The 21,242-nt window shown below is 51.1% G+C and carries 15 protein-coding genes and 8 pseudogenes; 20 read left to right on the top strand and 3 right to left on the bottom strand.

Annotated elements, in window-relative coordinates:
- Positions 1-97: 97 nt before the first annotated feature.
- Positions 98-646: pseudogene (locus BGK49_RS20270) on the top strand (trehalose-6-phosphate synthase); the annotation flags it as partial.
- 6 nt (positions 647-652) lie between these two features.
- Here the strand turns inward: BGK49_RS20270 and uspC are convergent.
- Entirely contained in the window at positions 653-1,081 is a 429-nt protein-coding gene (uspC, locus tag BGK49_RS20265; RefSeq protein ID WP_000122426.1) for a universal stress protein UspC, read from the bottom strand.
- A gap of 779 nt (positions 1,082-1,860) precedes the next feature.
- Here uspC and flhD point away from each other — a divergent pair.
- The 15 genes and pseudogenes from flhD to flhE all read left to right on the top strand — a co-directional run.
- Positions 1,861-2,199: pseudogene (gene flhD, locus BGK49_RS29895) on the top strand (flagellar transcriptional regulator FlhD); the annotation flags it as partial.
- A 9-nt stretch (positions 2,200-2,208) separates the two neighbouring features.
- Positions 2,209-2,787 (top strand): annotated as a pseudogene (gene flhC / locus BGK49_RS29890) (flagellar transcriptional regulator FlhC).
- A gap of 126 nt (positions 2,788-2,913) precedes the next feature.
- Positions 2,914-3,801, top strand: a complete 888-nt coding sequence (motA, locus tag BGK49_RS20250; RefSeq protein ID WP_046891733.1) for a flagellar motor stator protein MotA — start codon at positions 2,914-2,916, stop codon at positions 3,799-3,801.
- The gene (motB, locus tag BGK49_RS20245; RefSeq protein ID WP_000795952.1) at positions 3,798-4,724 is read left to right on the top strand and encodes a flagellar motor protein MotB; all 927 of its coding nucleotides are present in this window, start codon (positions 3,798-3,800) and stop codon (positions 4,722-4,724) included. Before motA ends, motB begins: the two co-directional genes overlap by 4 nt.
- 4 nt (positions 4,725-4,728) lie before the next feature.
- Positions 4,729-6,400, top strand: a pseudogene (cheA, locus tag BGK49_RS20240) (chemotaxis protein CheA).
- Between the two features lie 20 nt (positions 6,401-6,420).
- The gene (cheW, locus tag BGK49_RS20235; RefSeq protein WP_000147298.1) at positions 6,421-6,924 is read left to right on the top strand and encodes a chemotaxis protein CheW; all 504 of its coding nucleotides are present in this window, start codon (positions 6,421-6,423) and stop codon (positions 6,922-6,924) included.
- A 144-nt stretch (positions 6,925-7,068) separates the two neighbouring features.
- Positions 7,069-8,484 (top strand): methyl-accepting chemotaxis protein, encoded by a 1,416-nt coding sequence (locus BGK49_RS20230; protein ID WP_000610395.1) that lies wholly within the window; start codon positions 7,069-7,071, stop codon positions 8,482-8,484.
- A 57-nt stretch (positions 8,485-8,541) separates the two neighbouring features.
- A pseudogene (locus BGK49_RS20225) lies at positions 8,542-10,071 on the top strand (methyl-accepting chemotaxis protein).
- Positions 10,072-10,089: 18 nt separating this feature from the next.
- Complete coding sequence (cheR, locus tag BGK49_RS20220; protein ID WP_000204335.1) at positions 10,090-10,950, top strand: protein-glutamate O-methyltransferase CheR; 861 nt, start codon at positions 10,090-10,092, stop codon at positions 10,948-10,950.
- A 2-nt stretch (positions 10,951-10,952) separates the two neighbouring features.
- Positions 10,953-12,002, top strand: coding sequence for a protein-glutamate methylesterase/protein glutamine deamidase (cheB, locus tag BGK49_RS20215; protein WP_000036408.1), 1,050 nt, complete (start codon positions 10,953-10,955; stop codon positions 12,000-12,002).
- A gap of 14 nt (positions 12,003-12,016) precedes the next feature.
- Positions 12,017-12,406 carry a chemotaxis response regulator CheY gene (cheY, locus tag BGK49_RS20210; protein WP_000763866.1) on the top strand — a complete coding sequence of 130 codons (390 nt, stop codon included), beginning with the start codon at positions 12,017-12,019 and terminating at the stop codon, positions 12,404-12,406.
- A 10-nt stretch (positions 12,407-12,416) separates the two neighbouring features.
- Positions 12,417-13,061 (top strand): protein phosphatase CheZ, encoded by a 645-nt coding sequence (gene cheZ / locus BGK49_RS20205; protein WP_000983609.1) that lies wholly within the window; start codon positions 12,417-12,419, stop codon positions 13,059-13,061.
- A 112-nt stretch (positions 13,062-13,173) separates the two neighbouring features.
- Positions 13,174-14,247: pseudogene (gene flhB, locus BGK49_RS20200) on the top strand (flagellar biosynthesis protein FlhB); the annotation flags it as partial.
- A pseudogene (flhA, locus tag BGK49_RS20195) lies at positions 14,240-16,318 on the top strand (flagellar biosynthesis protein FlhA). The pseudogenes flhB and flhA, both read left to right, overlap by 8 nt.
- Complete coding sequence (flhE, locus tag BGK49_RS20190; protein WP_001259583.1) at positions 16,318-16,710, top strand: flagellar protein FlhE; 393 nt, start codon at positions 16,318-16,320, stop codon at positions 16,708-16,710. Before flhA ends, flhE begins: the two are co-directional and overlap by 1 nt.
- Positions 16,711-16,829: 119 nt before the next feature.
- Here the strand turns inward: flhE and BGK49_RS20185 are convergent, their stop codons facing one another.
- On the bottom strand, positions 16,830-17,318 hold the full coding sequence (locus tag BGK49_RS20185; protein ID WP_001297434.1) for a lysozyme inhibitor LprI family protein: 489 nt from the start codon (positions 17,316-17,318) through the stop codon (positions 16,830-16,832).
- A gap of 90 nt (positions 17,319-17,408) precedes the next feature.
- Between BGK49_RS20185 and yecV the strand changes: the two genes are divergently transcribed.
- A complete protein-coding gene (gene yecV / locus BGK49_RS31285; protein ID WP_211180499.1) occupies positions 17,409-17,453 on the top strand; it encodes a protein YecV in 45 nt (14 codons plus the stop codon).
- A 41-nt stretch (positions 17,454-17,494) separates the two neighbouring features.
- Here yecV and argS read toward each other — a convergent pair.
- Positions 17,495-19,227, bottom strand: a pseudogene (gene argS / locus BGK49_RS20180) (arginine--tRNA ligase).
- Positions 19,228-19,442: 215 nt separating this feature from the next.
- Between argS and BGK49_RS20175 the strand changes: the two are divergent.
- From BGK49_RS20175 to BGK49_RS28305, 3 genes are all read left to right on the top strand, one after another.
- Positions 19,443-20,009, top strand: coding sequence for a VOC family protein (locus tag BGK49_RS20175; protein WP_004982864.1), 567 nt, complete (start codon positions 19,443-19,445; stop codon positions 20,007-20,009).
- Between the two features lie 13 nt (positions 20,010-20,022).
- Positions 20,023-20,769 carry a copper homeostasis protein CutC gene (gene cutC / locus BGK49_RS20170; protein ID WP_001185757.1) on the top strand — a complete coding sequence of 249 codons (747 nt, stop codon included), beginning with the start codon at positions 20,023-20,025 and terminating at the stop codon, positions 20,767-20,769.
- A 308-nt stretch (positions 20,770-21,077) separates the two neighbouring features.
- Positions 21,078-21,242, top strand: a 165-nt coding sequence (locus BGK49_RS28305) for an IS1 family transposase (protein ID WP_047664789.1), incomplete at its 3' end; no start/stop codon positions are given.

Genomic DNA, 21,242 nt, shown 5'->3' with positions numbered 1-21,242 from the left:
AAGACCGCACGAATATAACGGTGGGTTACCCCCAAACGAATCGGAAAATCGATACTGGAAAAACTCTAACTCGGTGGCCAGTTTTTGTTGACCACTTCATACCCAGATTGCACCAACGTCGCGTGGTGATGTGCAAGCCTATCAGGATATTCGTCATCAGCTCGAAAATGAAGCTGGACGAATTAATGGTAAATACGGGCAATTAGGCTGGACGCCGCTTTATTATTTGAATCAGCATTTTGACCGTAAATTACTGATGAAAATATTCCGCTACTCTGACGTGGGCTTAGTGACGCCACTGCGTGACGGGATGAACCTGGTAGCAAAAGAGTATGTTGCTGCTCAGGACCCAGCCAACCCGGGCGTTCTTGTTCTTTCGCAATTTGCGGGAGCGGCAAACGAGTTAACGTCGGCGTTAATTGTTAACCCCTACGATCGTGACGAAGTTGCAGCTGCGCTGGATCGTGCATTGACTATGTCGCTGGCGGAACGTATTTCCCGTCATGCAGAAATGCTGGACGTTATCGTGAAAAACGATATTAACCACTGGCAGGAGTGCTTCATTAGCGACCTAAAGCAGATAGTTCCGCGAAGCGCGGAAAGCCAGCAGCGCGATAAAGTTGCTACCTTTCCAAAGCTTGCGTAGGAGCGGTTAATCACCCGTAAGTGGAACTAACAGCACATCGACCTCACTTGAGGCAATCACTCTTTTCGCCGAGCAGGATGCTCGCGAAAAGAAACTGTGATTGTGATTACCGCAAATCACCAAATCGAAATGATGTTTGTGACATACTTCCAGAATATGTTCGCTTAACTCACCGTAGGCAATAAACGTCTTGTCAACGGGATACCCCGCATCCTGAATTAACTTATCAAGAAAGCTTTGCGTTTCTTCTTGCATCACGCTGCGTAAATCTTCAAGCATCGGCGCGGCTAATTGATTGTACATTTCCGGGTCGGAAGCGAGAGTAATTAAACTGATGTGTCCCTTTACTGGCCTGGCGATAGATACCGCTTTTGCCAGCAGTTGCTGACTTTCCGGTGTAACCGCAACAGCGACAAGAATATTGCTATAGCTCATAACCTGTTCCTTATTCTGTGAACTTCAGGTGACATTAAAGCTTTACTCCTAATGGAGAAACGACGCAATCCCAACGCGGTCAAACAGGTAAATATTAGCCTGATTATTAGTAAAGACAATTAATTAATCACTCCATGTGATCATATAATTTCAAATGTAATTATAAGAAAATAGTGTACTGATTCTCCGCATTAAACAAGTGGTTAATATATGTAAAACATTTCATTAACATTAAGTTGATTGTTGCCTTTCTTTGTATTTAATTAGTTTGTTGTGCGGTAAGTGTCTGTTTAAAAATAGCTTATCTGGTATTGCATGAAAGTGATTATTTATAGCAGATGATTATTTACGGTGAGTTATTTTAACTGTGCGCAACATCCCATTTCGATTATTCCAGTTTCATTTTTGCTTGCTAGCGTAGCGAAAAACTTTTTAACAGATTGAAATACACCCAAAACAAAAGTATGGCTTATGCATTTATGTTAAGTAATTGAGTGTTTTGTGTGATCTGCATCACACATTATTGAAAATCGCAGCCCCCCTCCGTTGTATGTGCGTGTAGTGACGAGTACAGTTGCGTCGATTTAGGAAAAATCTTAGATAAGTGTAAAGACCCATTTCTATTTGTAAGGACATATTAAACCAAAAAGGTGGTTCTGCTTATTGCAGCTTATCGCAACTATTCTAATGCTAATTATTTTTTACCGGGGCTTCCCGGCGACATCACGGGGTGCGGTGAAACCGCATAAAAATAAAGTTGGTTATTCTGGGTGGGAATAATGCATACCTCCGAGTTGCTGAAACACATTTATGACATCAACTTGTCATATTTACTACTTGCACAGCGTTTGATTGTTCAGGACAAAGCGTCCGCTATGTTTCGTCTCGGCATAAATGAAGAAATGGCGACAACGTTAGCGGCACTGACTCTTCCGCAAATGGTTAAGCTGGCAGAAACCAATCAACTGGTTTGTCACTTCCGTTTTGACAGCCACCAGACGATTACTCAGTTGACGCAAGATTCCCGCGTTAACGATCTCCAGCAAATTCATACCGGCATCATGCTCTCAACACGCTTGCTGAATGATGTTAATCAGCCTGAAGAAGCGCTGCAAAAGGGCCTGATCATGAGTGAAAAAAGCATTGTTCAGGAAGCGCGGGATATTCAGCTGGCAATGGAATTGATCACCCTGGGCGCTCGTTTGCAGATGCTGGAAAGCGAAACACAGTTAAGTCGCGGACGCCTGATAAAACTTTATAAAGAACTGCGCGGAAGCCCACCGCCGAAAGGCATGCTGCCATTCTCAACCGACTGGTTTATGACCTAGGAACAAAACGTTCATGCTTCGATGTTCTGTAATGCATGGCAGTTTTTACTGAAAACAGGTTTGTGTAATGGCGTCGATGCGGTGATCAAAGCCTACCGTTTATACCTTGAACAGTGCCCACAAGCAGAAGAAGGACCACTGCTGGCATTAACCCGTGCCTGGACATTGGTGCGGTTTGTTGAAAGTGGATTACTGCAACTTTCCAGCTGCAACTGCTGCGGCGGCAATTTTATTACCCACGCTCACCAGCCTGTTGGCAGCTTTGCCTGCAGCTTATGTCAACCGCCATCCCGGGCAGTAAAAAGACGTAAACTTTCCCAGAATCCTGCCGATATTATCCCACAACTGCTGGATGAACAGAGAGTACAGGCTGTTTAACTGATACGGTGTGGCGCAACATTCCAGCAGCGGTAACGACGTACCGCTGCTTTTTTTTGCCCCAATCGCGCGTTAACGCCTGACGACTGAACGTCCTGTCATGGTCAACAGTGGAAGGATGATGTCGTGCTTATCTTATTAGGTTACCTGGTTGTTCTCGGTACAGTTTTCGGCGGTTATTTGATGACCGGTGGAAGCCTTGGAGCACTCTATCAACCCGCTGAACTGGTGATTATTGCCGGTGCAGGGATTGGGTCGTTTATCGTCGGCAATAATGGCAAAGCGATTAAAGGCACGCTGAAAGCGCTGCCGTTGCTGTTTCGTCGCTCCAAATACACCAAAGCAATGTATATGGATCTGCTGGCTCTGCTTTATCGGTTGATGGCGAAATCGCGGCAGATGGGGATGTTTTCGCTGGAACGTGATATTGAAAATCCCCGTGAGAGCGAGATCTTCGCCAGCTACCCACGCATCCTCGCGGATAGCGTCATGCTTGATTTTATCGTCGATTGTCTGCGCCTGATTATCAGCGGTCACATGAACACCTTCGAAATCGAAGCCCTGATGGATGAAGAGATTGAGACGCACGAAAGCGAGGCAGAAGTCCCGGCGAACAGTCTGGCGCTGGTCGGGGACTCACTTCCGGCGTTTGGTATTGTTGCGGCTGTAATGGGGGGCGTTCACGCGTTAGGTTCAGCCGATCGTCCTGCCGCCGAGCTGGGGGCGCTTATCGCACATGCGATGGTGGGGACTTTCCTCGGTATTTTATTGGCTTACGGATTTATTTCCCCACTAGCGAGTGTTTTACGTCAGAAAAGCGCCGAAACCAGCAAAATGATGCAGTGCGTCAAAGTCACTCTGCTTTCTAATCTGAACGGTTACGCACCGCCTATCGCCGTTGAGTTTGGTCGCAAAACGCTCTATTCCAGCGAACGTCCGTCGTTTATTGAACTGGAAGAGCATGTGCGTGCGGTGAAAAATCCGCAACAACAGACGACAACCGAGGAAGCATGAAGAATCAAACGCATCCGATTATTGTCGTCAAACGACGCAAAGCCAAAAGCCACGGGGCAGCACATGGATCGTGGAAGATTGCTTATGCCGATTTTATGACTGCGATGATGGCCTTTTTTCTGGTGATGTGGCTGATCTCCATCTCCAGCCCAAAAGAGCTGATTCAGATTGCGGAGTACTTCCGGACTCCACTGGCGACTGCGGTTACGGGCGGCGATCGCATTTCTAATAGTGAAAGCCCAATTCCCGGCGGTGGTGATGATTACACCCAAAGCCAGGGGGAAGTGAATAAGCAGCCGAACATCGAAGAGCTGAAAAAACGCATGGAGCAAAGTCGATTGCGGAAATTGCGGGGTGATCTCGACCAGTTGATAGAGTCCGATCCGAAACTGCGGGCGTTACGTCCCCATCTCAAAATCGATCTGGTCCAGGAAGGTCTACGTATTCAGATCATCGATAGCCAGAATCGCCCGATGTTTAGAACCGGCAGTGCCGATGTCGAACCCTATATGCGCGACATTCTGCGTGCCATCGCGCCTGTACTGAACGGTATTCCCAACCGTATTAGCCTTTCAGGTCATACCGATGATTTCCCCTACGCCAGTGGTGAGAAAGGTTACAGCAACTGGGAGCTTTCTGCCGATCGGGCCAATGCATCCCGCCGCGAACTGATGGTCGGAGGGTTGGATAGCGGCAAAGTGTTACGTGTCGTCGGCATGGCGGCAACGATGCGCTTAAGCGATCGCGGACCTGATGATGCCGTCAACCGTCGCATCAGCCTGCTGGTACTGAACAAACAAGCCGAACAGGCCATTTTGCATGAAAACGCCGAAAGCCAGAATGAGCCAGTAAGCGCCCTGGAAAAACCTGAGGTTGCACCACAGGTCAGTGTTCCCACAATGCCATCAGCCGAACCGAGGTGACAGCGTGAGCATGGATATAAGCGATTTTTATCAGACATTTTTTGATGAAGCGGACGAACTGTTGGCTGATATGGAGCAGCATCTGCTGGTTTTGCAGCCGGAAGCGCCAGATGCCGAACAATTGAATGCCATCTTTCGGGCTGCCCACTCGATCAAAGGAGGGGCAGGAACTTTTGGCTTCAGCGTTTTGCAGGAAACCACGCATCTGATGGAAAACCTGCTCGATGAAGCCAGACGAGGTGAGATGCAACTCAACACCGACATTAACTGACGTGGTGAAAGGGGCGGATTCGCTCTCGGCAATATTACCGGGCGACATCGCCGAAGATGACATCACAGCGGTACTCTGTTTTGTGATTGAAGCCGATCAGATTACCTTTGAAACAGTAGAAGTCTCGCCAAAAATATCCACCCCACCAGTGCTTAAACTGGCAGCCGAACAAGCACCAACCGGCCGCGTGGAGCGGGAAAAAACGACGCGCAGCAGTAAATCCACCAGCATCCGTGTAGCGGTAGAAAAGGTTGATCAATTAATTAACCTCGTCGGCGAGCTGGTTATCACCCAGTCCATGCTTGCCCAGCGTTCCAGCGAACTGGACCCGGTTAATCATGGTGATTTGATAACCAGCATGGGGCAGTTACAACGTAACGCCCGTGATTTGCAGGAATCAGTGATGTCGATTCGCATGATGCCGATGGAATATGTTTTTAGTCGCTATCCCCGGCTGGTGCGTGATCTGGCGGGAAAACTCGGCAAGCAGGTAGAACTGACGCTGGTGGGCAGTTCCACTGAGCTCGACAAGAGCCTGATAGAACGCATTATCGACCCGCTGACCCACCTGGTACGCAATAGCCTCGATCACGGTATTGAACTGCCAGAAAAACGGCTCGCCGCAGGTAAAAACAGCGTCGGAAATTTAATTCTGTCTGCCGAACATCAGGGCGGCAACATTTGCATTGAAGTGACCGACGATGGGGCGGGGCTAAACCGTGAGCGAATTCTGGCAAAAGCGGCCTCGCAAGGTTTGACTGTCAGCGAAAACATGAGCGACGACGAAGTCGCGATGCTGATATTTGCACCAGGCTTCTCCACGGCAGAGCAGGTCACCGACGTCTCCGGGCGCGGCGTCGGCATGGACGTCGTTAAACGTAATATCCAGGAGATGGGCGGTCATGTCGAAATCCAGTCGAAGCAGGGTACTGGCACTACGATCCGCATTTTACTGCCGCTGACGCTGGCCATCCTCGACGGCATGTCCGTACGCGTTGCGGATGAAGTTTTCATTCTGCCGCTGAATGCTGTCATGGAATCACTGCAACCCCATGAAGCCGATCTGCATCCACTGGCCGGCGGCGAGCGGGTGCTGGAAGTGCGGGGCGAATATCTGCCCATCGTCGAACTGTGGAAAGTGTTCAACGTCGCGGGCGAGAAAACCGAAGCCACCCAGGGAATTGTGGTGATCTTACAAAGTGGCGGTCGCCGCTACGCCTTGCTGGTGGATCAATTAATTGGTCAGCACCAGGTTGTGGTTAAAAACCTTGAAAGTAACTATCGCAAAGTCCCCGGCATTTCTGCTGCGACCATTCTTGGCGACGGCAGCGTGGCACTGATTGTTGATGTCTCCGCCTTGCAGGCGATAAACCGCGAACAACGTATGGCGAACACCGCCGCCTGAATGAGTAAAAAGGTAACAATATGACCGGTATGACGAATGTAACAAAGCTGGCCAGCGAGCCGTCAGGCCAGGAATTTCTGGTATTTACCCTTGGTGATGAAGAGTACGGTATTGATATCCTGAAAGAGCAGGAGATCTGTGGCTACGATCAGGTAACACGGATTGCGAACACGCCAGCGTTTATCAAAGGCGTCACGAATCTGCGAGGCGTTATTGTGCTGATTGTTGACTTACGAATTAAGTTCAGCCAAGTGGATGTGGACTATAACGACAACACGGTAGTTATCGTCCTGAATCTCGGACAGCGGGTGGTCGGCATCGTGGTTGACGGCGTCTCAGACGTGCTTTCATTGACGGCGGAGCAAATTCGTCCGGCACCGGAATTTGCCGTGACGCTTTCAACAGAATATCTCACTGGACTGGGCGCACTGGGCGACCGGATGTTGATTCTGGTGAACATCGAAAAACTGCTGAACAGCGAAGAGATGGCGCTGTTAGATAGTGCGGCGTCAGAAGTGGCGTAATTCTCCCGATTTCCTCAATTGAAATGAACCCGATGATCTGCGCATCGGGTTTTTTATTTCAATTTCGCGGCGGGTGGCATCAGCAATAAAGTTTCCCCCCTTCTTGCCGATAACGAGATCAACTTGTTTTCAGGAAGGTGCCTTATGATTAACCGTATCCGCGTAGTCACGCTGTTGGTAATGGTGTTGGGGGTATTTGCACTGTTACAGCTTATTTCCGGCAGTCTGTTTTTTTCTTCCCTTCACCATAGCCAGAAGAGCTTTGTGGTTTCCAATCAATTGCGGGAACAGCAGGGCGAGCTGACGTCAACCTGGGATTTAATGCTGCAAACGCGCATTAACCTGAGTCGTTCAGCGGTGCGGATGATGATGGATTCCTCCAATCAACAAAGTAACGCCAAAGTTGAATTGCTCGATAGCGCCAGGAAAACATTGGCGCAGGCAGCGACGCATTATAAAAAATTCAAAAGCATGGCACCGTTACCTGAAATGGTCGCTACCAGTCGTAATATTGATGAAAAATATAAAAACTATAAAAACTATTACACAGCGTTAACTGAACTGATTGATTATCTAGATTATGGCAATACTGGAGCTTATTTCGCTCAGCCAACCCAGGGAATGCAAAACATTGACGGGCGCAGTGAAATGGGCGACCTGGCGCAGAGCGTTTCACATATGCAACGCTCTTTGACTGACACCGTCACTCATGTCCGCGAAGGTTCAGATGCCATCTATGCCGGTACCCGTGAAATTGCGGCGGGCAACACCGATCTTTCCTCCCGTACTGAACAGCAGGCATCCGCGCTGGAAGAAACTGCCGCCAGCATGGAGCAGCTCACCGCGACAGTGAAGCAAAACGCCGATAACGCCCGCCAGGCCTCGCAACTGGCGCAAAGTGCCTCCGACACCGCCCAGCACGGCGGCAAAGTGGTGGATGGCGTAGTGAAAACGATGCATGAGATCGCCGATAGTTCGAAGAAAATTGCCGACATTATCAGCGTTATCGACGGTATTGCCTTCCAGACTAATATCCTCGCGCTGAATGCCGCGGTTGAAGCCGCGCGTGCGGGTGAACAGGGCCGTGGTTTTGCCGTGGTGGCGGGTGAAGTGCGTAATCTTGCCAGTCGCAGCGTCCAGGCGGCAAAAGAGATCAAAGCCCTCATTGAAGACTCCGTCGCACGCGTTGATACCGGTTCGGTGCTGGTCGAAAGCGCCGGGGAAACAATGAACAATATCGTCAATGCTGTCACTCGCGTGACTGACATTATGGGCGAGATTGCATCGGCATCGGATGAACAGAGCCGTGGCATCGTTCAAGTCGCATTGGCGGTTTCGGAAATGGATCGCGTCACGCAACAGAACGCATCGCTGGTGCAGGAATCAGCTGCCGCCGCCGCTGCGCTGGAAGAACAGGCGAGTCGTTTAACGCAAGCGGTTTCCGCGTTCCGTCTGGCAGCCAGCCCACTCACCAATAAACCGCAAACACCATCCCGTCCTGCCAGTGAGCAACCACCGGCACAGCCACGACTGCGAATTGCTGAACAAGATCCAAACTAGGAAACATTTTGACGAGTATTTACTAACGCGGTCATTGCCGCCTGATGGGGAGCGTTGATGTTTAATCGTATTCGAATTTCGACCACGCTGTTTTTAATTTTGATTCTCTGCGGGATCTTGCAGATTGGCAGTAACGGCATGTCTTTTTGGGCATTTCGCGACGATTTGCAACGACTGAATCAGGTCGAGCAGAGCAATCAGCAACGTGCGGCATTAGCGCAAACTCGGGCGATAATGTTACAGGCCAGTACCGCGCTGAACAAAGCGGGCACTCTGACGGCACTTAGCTATCCGGCGGATGACATTAAAACGTTGATGACGACGCGCGCGCCAGTCTGACGCAATCCACCACGCTGTTTAAAAGTTTTATGGCGATGACTGCGGGCAACGAGCACGTCAGGGCATTGCAAAAAGAGACGGAGAAAAGTTTTGCCCGCTGGCACAACGATCTCGAACATCAGGCGACCTGGCTTGAAAGTAATCAACTTTCGGATTTCCTCACTGCGCCGGTGCAGGGATCACAGAATGCGTTTGACGTTAACTTTGAGGCCTGGCAGCTGGAGATCAACCATGTGCTGGAAGCCGCCAGTGCGCAAAGTCAGCGTAACTATCAGATTTCGGCGCTGGTGTTTATCAGCATGATTATTGTTGCGGCAATCTACATCAGCAGTGCGCTGTGGTGGACGCGCAAGATGATTGTTCAACCACTGGCCATTATTGGTAGCCATTTTTGCCAGCCTGAAGACCATGCAGCAGGCTTTGCGTGGGACGGTGAGTGATGTGCGTAAGGGAAGCCATGAGATGCACATTGGGATCGCGGAGATTGTCGCAGGCAATAACGATCTCTCAAGTCGTACCGAACAGCAGGCGGCATCGCTGGCACAAACGGCCGCCAGTATGGAGCAATTAACCGCCACGGTAGGGCAAAACGCCGATAACGCACGACAGGCGTCGGAACTGGCAAAAAATGCCGCGACAACGGCGCAGGCGGGCGGTGTTCAGGTCAGTACCATGACTCACACCATGCAGGAGATCGCCACCAGCTCGCAAAAAATTGGCGACATTATCAGCGTTATCGACGGAATTGCTTTCCAGACCAATATTCTGGCCCTGAATGCGGCAGTGGAAGCGGCTCGCGCCGGAGAGCAGGGGCGTGGTTTTGCGGTAGTGGCAGGTGAAGTGCGCAATCTTGCCAGCCGTAGCGCGCAGGCAGCAAAAGAGATCAAAGGGCTGATCGAAGAGTCAGTCAATCGTGTCCAGCAGGGTTCGAAACTGGTGAATAACGCCGCCGCGACCATGACCGATATTGTCAGTTCGGTGACCCGCGTGAACGACATTATGGGAGAAATTGCTTCGGCGTCGGAAGAACAACGGCGGGGGATTGAGCAGGTTGCACAGGCTGTCAGCCAGATGGATCAGGTGACTCAGCAGAACGCCTCGCTGGTAGAAGAAGCAGCGGTGGCAACGGAACAACTGGCGAATCAGGCCGACCATCTTTCGTCGCGTGTGGCGGTATTTACCCTTGAAGAACATGAAGTAGCACGACATGAGTCGGCGCAGTTACAAATTGCGCCAGTGGTATCCTGAAGTGATTGAGAAGGCGCTATGACTTCATCTCTGCCCTGTGGGCAAACGTCTTTATTGTTACAGATGACCGAGCGCCTGGCGCTTTCCGACGCGCATTTTCGGCGGATAAGTCAATTGATCTATCAACGAGCCGGGATCGTCCTGGCCGATCATAAACGCGACATGGTTTACAACCGACTGGTTCGTCGTTTGCGTTCGCTGGGACTGACGGATTTCGGTCATTATCTGAACTTGCTGGAATCTAATCAGCACAGCGGTGAGTGGCAGGCGTTTATCAATTCGCTGACCACGAATCTGACGGCATTTTTCCGTGAGGCACATCATTTCCCTCTGCTCGCGGATCACGCACGTCGCCGTTCTGGCGAGTATCGCGTATGGAGCGCGGCGGCTTCAACCGGCGAAGAGCCGTACAGCATTGCGATGACGCTGGCTGACACATTGGGCACCGCGCCCGGACGCTGGAAAGTGTTTGCCAGTGATATCGACACCGAAGTGCTGGAAAAAGCCAGAAGCGGTATTTATCGCCATGAAGAGTTGAAAAACCTGACGCCGCAGCAACTGCAACGGTATTTCATGCGAGGGACGGGACCGCATGAAGGGCTGGTACGCGTGCGTCAGGAGCTGGCGAACTATGTTGATTTTGCCCCGCTGAATCTACTGGCGAAACAGTACACCGTGCCGGGGCCGTTTGATGCGATCTTCTGTCGTAACGTCATGATCTACTTCGATCAAAATACCCAGCAGGAGATTTTGCGCCGCTTTGTTCCGCTCCTTAAACCCGACGGATTGCTGTTTGCGGGTCACTCTGAAAACTTTAGCCACCTTGAGCGCCGCTTCACGCTGCGTGGTCAGACGGTGTATGCGCTAAGTAAGGATTAACGATGAGCAAAATCAGGGTGTTATCTGTCGATGATTCGGCACTGATGCGCCAGATCATGACAGAAATCATCAACAGCCATAGCGACATGGAAATGGTGGCGACCGCGCCTGATCCGCTGGTCGCGCGTGACTTGATTAAGAAATTCAATCCCGATGTGCTGACGCTGGATGTTGAAATGCCGCGGATGGACGGACTGGATTTCCTCGAAAAATTAATGCGTTTGCGTCCAATGCCCGTTGTGATGGTTTCTTCCTTGACCAGCAAAGGATCAGAAGTCACGCTGCGCGCGCTGGAGCTGGGGGCAATAGATTTTGTCACCAAACCGCAACTGGGTATTCGCGAAGGAATGCTGGCGTATAGCGAAATGATTGCTGAAAAGGTGCGTACGGCAGCAAAGGCGAGCCTTGCAGCACATAAGCCATTGTCAGCACCGACAACGCTGAAGGCGGGTCCGTTGTTGAGTTCTGAAAAACTGATTGCGATTGGTGCTTCAACGGGTGGAACTGAGGCAATTCGTCACGTACTGCAACCGTTGCCGCTTTCCAGCCCGGCATTGTTAATTACCCAACATATGCCGCCCGGTTTCACCCGCTCTTTTGCCGACAGACTTAATAAGCTTTGCCAGATCGGGGTTAAAGAAGCCGAAGACGGAGAACGTGTCTTGCCGGGGCATGCCTATATTGCGCCGGGCGATCGGCATATGGAACTGGCGCGTAGTGGCGCAAATTATCAAATCAAAATTCACGACGGCCCGGCGGTTAACCGTCATCGGCCTTCGGTAGATGTGTTGTTCCATTCTGTCGCCAAACAGGCGGGGCGTAATGCGGTTGGGGTGATCCTGACCGGTATGGGCAACGACGGCGCGGTGGGAATGTTGGCGATGCGTCAGGCGGGGGCATGGACCCTTGCGCAAAACGAAGCAAGTTGCGTGGTGTTCGGCATGCCGCGCGAGGCCATCAATATGGGTGGTGTCTGCGAAGTGGTCGATCTTAGCCAGGTAAGCCAGCAAATGTTGGCAAAAATTAGTGCCGGACAGGCGATACGTATTTAAATCAGGAGTGTGAAATGGCGGATAAAGAACTTAAATTTTTGGTTGTGGATGACTTTTCCACCATGCGACGCATAGTGCGTAACCTGCTGAAAGAGCTGGGATTCAATAATGTTGAGGAAGCGGAAGATGGCGTCGACGCTCTCAATAAGTTGCAGGCAGGCGGTTATGGATTTGTTATCTCCGACTGGAACATGCCCAATATGGATGGCCTGGAATTGCTGAAAACAATTCGTGCGGATGGCGCGATGTCGGCATTGCCAGTGTTAATGGTGACTGCAGAAGCGAAGAAAGAGAACATCATTGCTGCGGCGCAAGCGGGGGCCAGTGGCTATGTGGTGAAGCCATTTACCGCCGCGACGCTGGAGGAAAAACTCAACAAAATCTTTGATAAACTGGACATGTGAGGATGCGACTATGATGCAACCATCAATCAAACCTGCTGACGAGCATTCAGCTGGCGATATAATTGCGCGCATCGGCAGCCTGACGCGTATGCTGCGCGACAGTTTGCGGGAACTGGGGCTGGATCAGGCCATTGCCGAAGCGGCGGAAGCCATCCCCGATGCGCGCGATCGTTTGTACTATGTTGTGCAGATGACCGCCCAGGCTGCGGAGCGGGCGCTGAACAGTGTTGAGGCGTCACAACCGCATCAGGATCAAATGGAGAAATCAGCAAAAGCGTTAACCCAACGTTGGGATGACTGGTTTGCCGATCCGATTGACCTTGCCGACGCCCGTGAACTGGTAACAGATACACGACAATTTCTGGCAGATGTACCCGCGCATACCAGCTTTACTAACGCGCAACTGCTGGAAATCATGATGGCGCAGGATTTTCAGGATCTCACCGGGCAGGTTATTAAGCGGATGATGGATGTCATTCAGGAGATCGAACGCCAGTTGCTGATGGTGCTGTTGGAAAACATCCCGGAACAGGAGTCGCGTCCAAAACGTGAAAACCAGAGTTTGCTTAATGGACCTCAGGTCGATACCAGCAAAGCCGGTGTGGTAGCCAGTCAGGATCAGGTGGACGATTTGTTGGATAGTCTTGGATTTTGATTTGTATTGCCTGATGTGGCGTGACCACGTCATATCAGGCGGTCTGATAAGGCGATGACGCCGCATCCGACAAACGCACACTATGCTTGATGTGTGGCAGCAAAAGCCCTAAATCCCGCGTTCCCGTGAACTGACCTCACTGCTGATTTTGCTGGTGGGCGTGTGTGTTATCTGGTTCGGCGGTGTGTCGCTGGCCCGTCGATTGTCGGGCATGCTCTCCGCTGGGCTGCATTTTGATCACAGTATTATCAAAGACCCGAATCTGATCCTCAGGCAGATTATTCTGCTGATCAGAGAAGCCATGCTGGCGCTGCTACCGCTGATTAGCGGCGTGGTGCTGGTAGCGCTCATTTCTCCGGTCATGCTGGGGGGGCTGGTATTTAGCGGAAAATCCTTGCAGCCGAAGTTTTCCAAACTCAACCCGCTACCGGGCATTAAACGGATGTTCTCGGCACAGACTGGCGCGGAGTTGCTTAAAGCAATTTTGAAAACCATCCTGGTTGGCAGCGTGACGGGGTTTTTTCTCTGGCATCACTGGCCGCAGATGATGCGCTTACTGGCCGAGTCTCCGATTACCGCCATGGGTAATGCGATGGATTTGGTAGGGCTATGCGCACTGCTGGTGGTGCTTGGTGTCATTCCAATGGTGGGATTTGACGTCTTTTTCCAAATCTTCAGCCACCTGAAAAAGCTGCGAATGTCGCGGCAGGATATTCGTGATGAGTTCAAACAAAGCGAAGGCGACCCCCATGTTAAAGGACGGATCCGTCAGATGCAGCGAGCTGCCGCACGGCGTCGGATGATGGCCGATGTGCCGAAAGCGGATGTCATTGTCAATAACCCGACCCACTATTCGGTAGCGTTGCAGTATGACGAAAACAAAATGAGCGCACCGAAAGTGGTCGCTAAAGGTGCAGGGCTGGTCGCGCTGCGCATTCGTGAAATTGGCGCTGAAAATAACGTCCCGACGCTTGAAGCGCCGCCGCTGGCGCGAGCGCTGTATCGACATGCGGAGATTGGTCAACAAATCCCGGGTCAACTGTACGCCGCGGTGGCGGAAGTGCTGGCCTGGATCTGGCAACTGAAACGCTGGCGTCTGGCTGGTGGACAGCGCCCTGTACAACCTACTCATCTTCCGGTGCCGGAAGCCCTGGATTTTATTAACGAGAAACCGACCCATGAGTAATCTGGCCGCGATGCTGCGCCTGCCCGCAAACCTGAAATCGACACAATGGCAGATCCTTGCCGGACCGATTTTGATCCTGTTGATCTTGTCGATGATGGTGCTGCCACTGCCCGCATTCATACTCGACCTGTTGTTTACCTTCAATATTGCCTTGTCGATCATGGTGTTGCTGGTGGCGATGTTTACCCAGCGCACGCTTGAGTTTGCTGCGTTTCCGACCATTCTGTTGTTTACTACGTTGTTGCGTCTGGCACTTAACGTGGCTTCAACCCGTATCATTTTGATGGAAGGGCATACCGGCGCGGCGGCGGCAGGGAAGGTGGTCGAAGCGTTCGGTCACTTCCTCGTTGGTGGCAATTTCGCTATAGGTATCGTGGTGTTTGTCATTCTCGTGATCATCAACTTTATGGTCATTACCAAAGGTGCCGGGCGTATCGCAGAAGTGGGTGCGCGCTTTGTTCTCGATGGTATGCCGGGTAAGCAGATGGCGATTGACGCCGACCTTAACGCTGGATTGATTGGTGAAGATGAGGCGAAAAAACGCCGCTCCGAAGTGACTCAGGAAGCCGATTTTTACGGCTCAATGGACGGGGCAAGTAAGTTTGTTCGCGGCGATGCCATCGCCGGGATCCTCATCATGGTCATTAACGTTGTCGGCGGGTTGCTGGTCGGCGTGCTGCAACATGGCATGAGCATGGGACACGCGGCGGAAAGTTATACGCTATTGACCATTGGCGACGGTCTGGTGGCACAAATTCCGGCGCTGGTGATTTCTACCGCCGCGGGGGTCATCGTTACGCGTGTCAGCACCGATCAGGATGTTGGCGAGCAGATGGTGAATCAGCTTTTCAGTAACCCAAGCGTTATGTTGTTAAGCGCCGCCGTGCTCGGTTTACTCGGCTTGGTGCCTGGAATGCCGAACCTGGTATTTTTGCTGTTCACTGCCGGATTGCTGGGGCTGGCCTGGTGGATACGCGGACGCGAATAAAAAGCGCCTGCCGAACCCAAACCGGTAAAAATGGCAGAGAATAATACCGTTGTCGAAGCGACGTGGAACGATGTACAACTGGAAGATTCTCTGGGAATGGAAGTGGGTTATCGACTGATCCCGATGGTCGATTTCCAGCAGGATGGTGAGTTGTTGGGCCGTATACGCAGTATCCGCAAGAAATTTGCCCAGGAGATGGGATTTCTGCCGCCAGTGGTGCACATTCGCGACAATATGGATCTGCAACCTGCCCGCTATCGCATTTTGATGAAAGGCGTGGAGATTGGCAGTGGTGATGCTTATCCGGGGCGCTGGTTGGCGATTAACCCTGGAACCGCTGCCGGGACGTTACCTGGTGAGGCGACCGTCGATCCGGCATTTGGCCTGAATGCTATCTGGATTGAAAGTGCGCTAAAAGAACAGGCGCAGATTCAGGGGTACACAGTGGTTGAGGCCAGCACGGTGGTAGCAACGCATCTTAACCACCTCATTAGCCAGCATGCCGCAGAGCTGTTTGGTCGTCAGGAGGCGCAACAGCTGTTGGATCGCGTCGCCCAGGAGATGCCAAAGCTGACGGAAGATCTCGTTCCTGGCGTCGTCACGCTCACCACACTGCATAAAGTGCTGCAAAATCTCCTCGATGAAAAAGTACCGATTCGCGATATGCGCACCATTCTCGAAACGCTGGCGGAACATGCGCCCATCCAAAGCGATCCACATGAATTAACCGCCGTCGTGCGCGTGGCGTTGGGACGGGCGATTACCCAGCAGTGGTTTCCTGGCAAAGATGAAGTCCATGTTATTGGCCTCGATACACCGCTGGAACGTTTGTTACTACAGGCGCTGCAGGGCGGGGGAGGACTGGAGCCAGGGCTGGCGGATCGTTTACTGGCGCAAACTCAGGAAGCGCTATCCCGTCAGGAGATGCTGGGTGCGCCGCCAGTATTGTTGGTGAACCACGCGCTGCGACCATTATTGTCTCGCTTCCTGCGCCGCAGCTTGCCGCAGTTAGTGGTCCTGTCGAATCTGGAACTGTCTGATAACCGACATATCCGCATGACGGCGACAATTGGCGGCAAATAATGAGAACCTTATTAGCAATATTATTGTTTCCGCTGCTGGTGCAAGCCGCCGGGGAGGGGATGTGGCAGGCAAGTAGTGTAGGAATTACGCTAAATCATCGCGGTGAGTCGATGTCGTCTGCGCCTCTTTCTACGCGACAACCTGCTTCAGGATTGATGACGCTGGTAGCGTGGCGTTATCAGCTTATCGGCCCGACACCTTCAGGACTGCGGGTTCGCTTGTGTTCGCAATCTCGTTGTGTCGAATTAGAGGGGCAGAGCGGAACCACCGTGGCCTTTTCCGGTATAGCGGCAGCAGAACCGTTGCGATTTATCTGGGAAGTGCCAGGCGGTGGGCGGTTAATTCCACCGCTAAAGGTACAACGTAATGAAGTGATTGTGAATTATCGCTGAAGGACAAAAAAATTACGCGCTCGCGAGTATGTTTAATAACTCAGTGAAAAAGGCTCGATGTCTTGTTGCAATTATTTATCAGGAATAGCTTGCAACAAAACATGCCAAAAAGATGTGAATTATCCTCTTGTCAAAGGGCTTGGATAAAAATCTTCAGAGTTACGGTATAGCTGCAACTGGCGAGTTCGCGTATTGGTCTGTATGATCATACATGAGAGCCATTCTGATTCAGAATAAGGGTCACTTAAATCCTGAACGTCCTCATTTGAAAGGATTAATTCACATTCTTTGTCCCTAAAATCCAGCCAGGCTCGCTGTGATTTTTTAAGCAAGTTAAGTTGTTCGGTATCAGGTTTTTTTACACCTGTGCGTGGCACTTGTTCTATATAACGATAAGCTTCACCATAGGCTTTATTTAATTGCGCATCGACGAGATTGTATTCTTGTCGCAGGCATGATTTGATCACGTTAATGTCAGTATCATCATCTGAATTTTTTTGCCAACAATCTTTGATGGCTGAAATGTCATGGTCGTTTACTATAACCGTATCTTCTGCGTAAGCCTGGCAAGAGATAATGCCTAATGTTAATACAAGAAATTTAAACACTGCGGTATTCCTTAAATTCAACCGTTATCGTTTCCCTGGGGCCGGATATTACGCTTCTGGCCTCTTATCCAACAGTCAGAAAACAATGGCATGTCCATTTTCAGAATACATTTAGATGGCAATAAAAAAGCCTGATCAGGTAACCCTGATCAGGCTTTACTCTCACGAAAAATCGATTACATACGCTCTACTGTCTCAATACCCAGCGTATCCAGACCCAGCTTTAGCGTCTTCGCTGTCAGTTGTGCCAGTTTCAGACGGCTGTTACGCACTTCTTCGTTTTCTGCGCTGAGGATCGGGCAGTGCTCGTAGAAGCCAGAGAACAGACCAGCCAGATCGTACAGGTAAGCACACATTACATGCGGCGTGCCTTCACGGGCAACCACGGTGAGGGTTTCTTCAAACTGCAGCAGGCGAGCTGCCAGTTGCGCTTCACGATCTTCACGGATGATTACCGGAGCTGCAGCCAGTTGCTCTTCGTTAATTTCTGCCTTACGGAACACGGACAATACACGCGTGTAAGCATACTGCATGTATGGCGCGGTATTACCCTCAAACGCCAGCATGTTGTCCCAGTCGAAGATGTAGTCCGTGGTGCGGTTTTTGGAGAGATCCGCATATTTCACCGCACCAATACCAACCGCGTTAGCCAGTTTTTCCAGCTCGTCAGCTGGCATATCCGGGTTCTTTTCTGCCACCAGACGGCGTGCACGTTCCAGGGCTTCATCCAGCAGATCGGCCAGTTTCACTGTACCACCCGCGCGGTTTTGAACGGTTTGCCGTCTTTACCCAGCATCATGCCGAACATGTGGTGTTCCAGCGGTACGGATTCCGGTACATAGCCTGCTTTACGGACGATCGCCCATGCCTGCATCAGGTGTTGATGCTGACGGGAGTCGATGTAATACAGCACGCGATCGGCATGCAGTGTTTCATAACGATATTTCGCACAGGCGATATCAGTGGTGGTGTAGAGATAGCCGCCATCTTTCTTCTGAATGATCACGCCCATCGGTTCGCCTTCCTTGTTTTTAAACTCATCAAGGAATACGACGGTCGCCCCTTCGCTTTCTACTGCCAGACCTTTGGCTTTGAGATCCGCCACAATTCCTGGCAGCATTGGGTTGTAGAGGCTTTCGCCCATCACGTCATCACGGGTCAGCGTCACGTTGAGACGATCGTAGGTGATCTGGTTCTGCGTCATGGTGATGTCGACCAGTTTGCGCCACATCTCGCGGAAATATTCGTCACCGCTTTGCAGTTTTACCACGTAGTTACGTGCACGCTCGGCAAACTCTTCATCTTCGTCGTAATGCTTTTTCGCATCGCGGTAGAAACCTTCAAGGTCAGCCAGCTCCATTTCACCGGCGTTTTCCTGCTGCTGCTTTTCCAGCCATGCAATCAGCATACCGAACTGAGTGCCCCAGTCGCCGACGTGGTTTGCGCGAATCACTTTGTGACCGAGGAACTCCAGAGTACGCACTGCTGCGTCACCAATAATGGTAGAGCGCAGGTGACCGACATGCATCTCTTTCGCCACGTTTGGCGCAGAGTAGTCAACCACAATGGTCTGTTTTTCTGGCGTAGAAACACCGAGACGATCGGACGCCAGCGCCTGCTGAACATGTTCAGCCAGGAATGCCGGATCAAGGAAAATGTTGATAAAGCCTGGACCGGCGATCTCAACTTTGCTGGCGATACCGTTAAGATCCAGATGAGTCAGCACCTGCTCTGCTAATTGTCGCGGTGCCATACCCAGTTTTTTAGCAACTGCCATCATGCCGTTAGCCTGATAGTCGCCGAACTGAACTTTTGCTGACTGACGAACCTGCGGTTCGCAATCCGCAGGCGCGCCTGCCGCAATCATGGCCTGACGGACTTTTTCTGAGAGAAGAGCCTGAATATTCACCGGAATACCTTACATTGATGAAGCGAGCAAAAATTGCCCGCACCAGTTAAAGAAATTAGGGCGGGAGTATACTGCAAATGGCTGTTTTCGTCAGCAACGTGCGCGTGGCGTATTGCCGTTTTCACTATTGCATCAGAAGCGGCGTGAAATCAGCGGTTGGTTGGCGCAGGGCAACAGGGTAAATTAACGCTTTTACTGAAAGACGAAGAGTGATTATGGCGAACTGGCAATCTATCGACGAGCTGCAGGATATTGCATCGGATTTACCGCGATTTACCCACGCATTAGATGAACTCTCCCGCCGTCTGGGGTTGGATATCACTCCGCTGACTGCCGATCACATTTCTTTGCGTTGCCATCAAAACGTCACCGCTGAGCGCTGGCGTCGCGGTTTTGAACAGTGTGGCGAGCTTTTGTCAGAAAATATGATCAATGGCAGACCGATTTGTCTGTTTAAATTGCATGAACCGGTACAGGTTGCGCACTGGCAGTTTTCCATTGTGGAGCTACCGTGGCCCGGGGAAAAACGTTACCCACACGAAGGTTGGGAACATATTGAAATCGTTCTGCCGGGTGATCCAGAAACGCTGAATGCCCGTGCGCTGGCATTGCTTTCTGATGAAGGACTCAGCCTACCGGGGATCTCAGTGAAAACCAGTTCGCCAAAAGGTGAGTATGAGCGATTACCGAATCCGACGCTGGCGGTCACCGATGGCAAAACAACTATTAAGTTTCATCCGTGGTCCATTGAAGAGATCGTTGCCAGCGAGCAGTCGGCGTAATTAAGGAGTAAAAATGGCATTACTGGAAATTTGCTGTTACAGCATGGAATGTGCACTAACGGCGCAGCAAAACGGCGCAGACAGAGTTGAATTATGCGCAGCCCCAAAAGAGGGGGGCTTAACGCCGTCGTTGGGTGTACTGAAATCCGTGCGCCAGTGGGTGACGATCCCTGTGCATCCGATTATCCGCCCACGCGGTGGTGATTTTTGCTACAGCGACGGTGAGTTTGCCGCCATTCTTGAGGATGTGCGCACAGTCCGCGAATTAGGTTTTCCTGGACTGGTGACGGGCGTGCTCGATGTTGACGGGAATGTCGATATGCCACGAATGGAAAAAATAATGGCTGCTGCCGGTCCGCTGGCAGTGACTTTTCATCGCGCCTTCGATATGTGCGCTAACCTTTTAAATACACTCAGTAATCTTGCGGAATTGGGCATCGCCCGGGTGCTGACATCAGGGCAAAAATCAGATGCACTGCAAGGTTTATCAAAAATTATGGAACTTATTGCCCATCGTGATGCTCCAATCATTATGGCCGGAGCAGGAGTCCGTGCAGAAAACCTGCACCACTTCCTCGATGCCGGAGTGCTGGAAGTCCATAGCTCCGCGGGAGCGTGGCAAGCTTCACCGATGCGTTATCGTAATCAAGGATTGTCCATGTCATCAGATGCACACGCGGACGAGTATTCGCGTTATGTCGTAGACGGGGCGGCGGTTGCTGAAATGAAAGGAATCATTGAACGCCATCAGGCCAAATGATTTTTACCGTTGCATCATGTCGCCCAATATGATGCTTGCTCGTACCAGGCCCCTGCAATTTCAACAGGGGCCTTTTTTTATCCCTGAGCAGTATAAAAAACGTACGATAACCGTGATCTGTTGAGCGGGTGACAGTGAACATAGCGTTGTGCTAAAAATATTTTATATATTCACATTAATTATGGGGTTTAAATTGCTAAAACTGACAAATATATATTCTAAATAACAACAGGGTTATTCCTTAGCAATTAATGGTAATGCTGCCAACTTACTGATTTAGTGTATGATGGTGATTTTAAGGTGCTTGCGTGGCTTCCATTTCCATCAGATGTCCTTCCTGCTCCGCTACTGAAGGCGTGGTGCGTAACGGCAAAAGCACTGCCGGACATCAGCGCTATCTCTGCTCTCATTGCCGTAAAACATGGCAACTACAGTTCACTTACACCGCCTCTCAGCCCGGTACGCACCAGAAA

It is taken from the genome of Shigella sp. FC1544, assembly GCF_001722145.1.
In the GTDB taxonomy this organism is placed as follows: domain Bacteria; phylum Pseudomonadota; class Gammaproteobacteria; order Enterobacterales; family Enterobacteriaceae; genus Escherichia; species Escherichia coli.
This window is presented reverse-complemented; position numbering and strand designations above follow the sequence as displayed.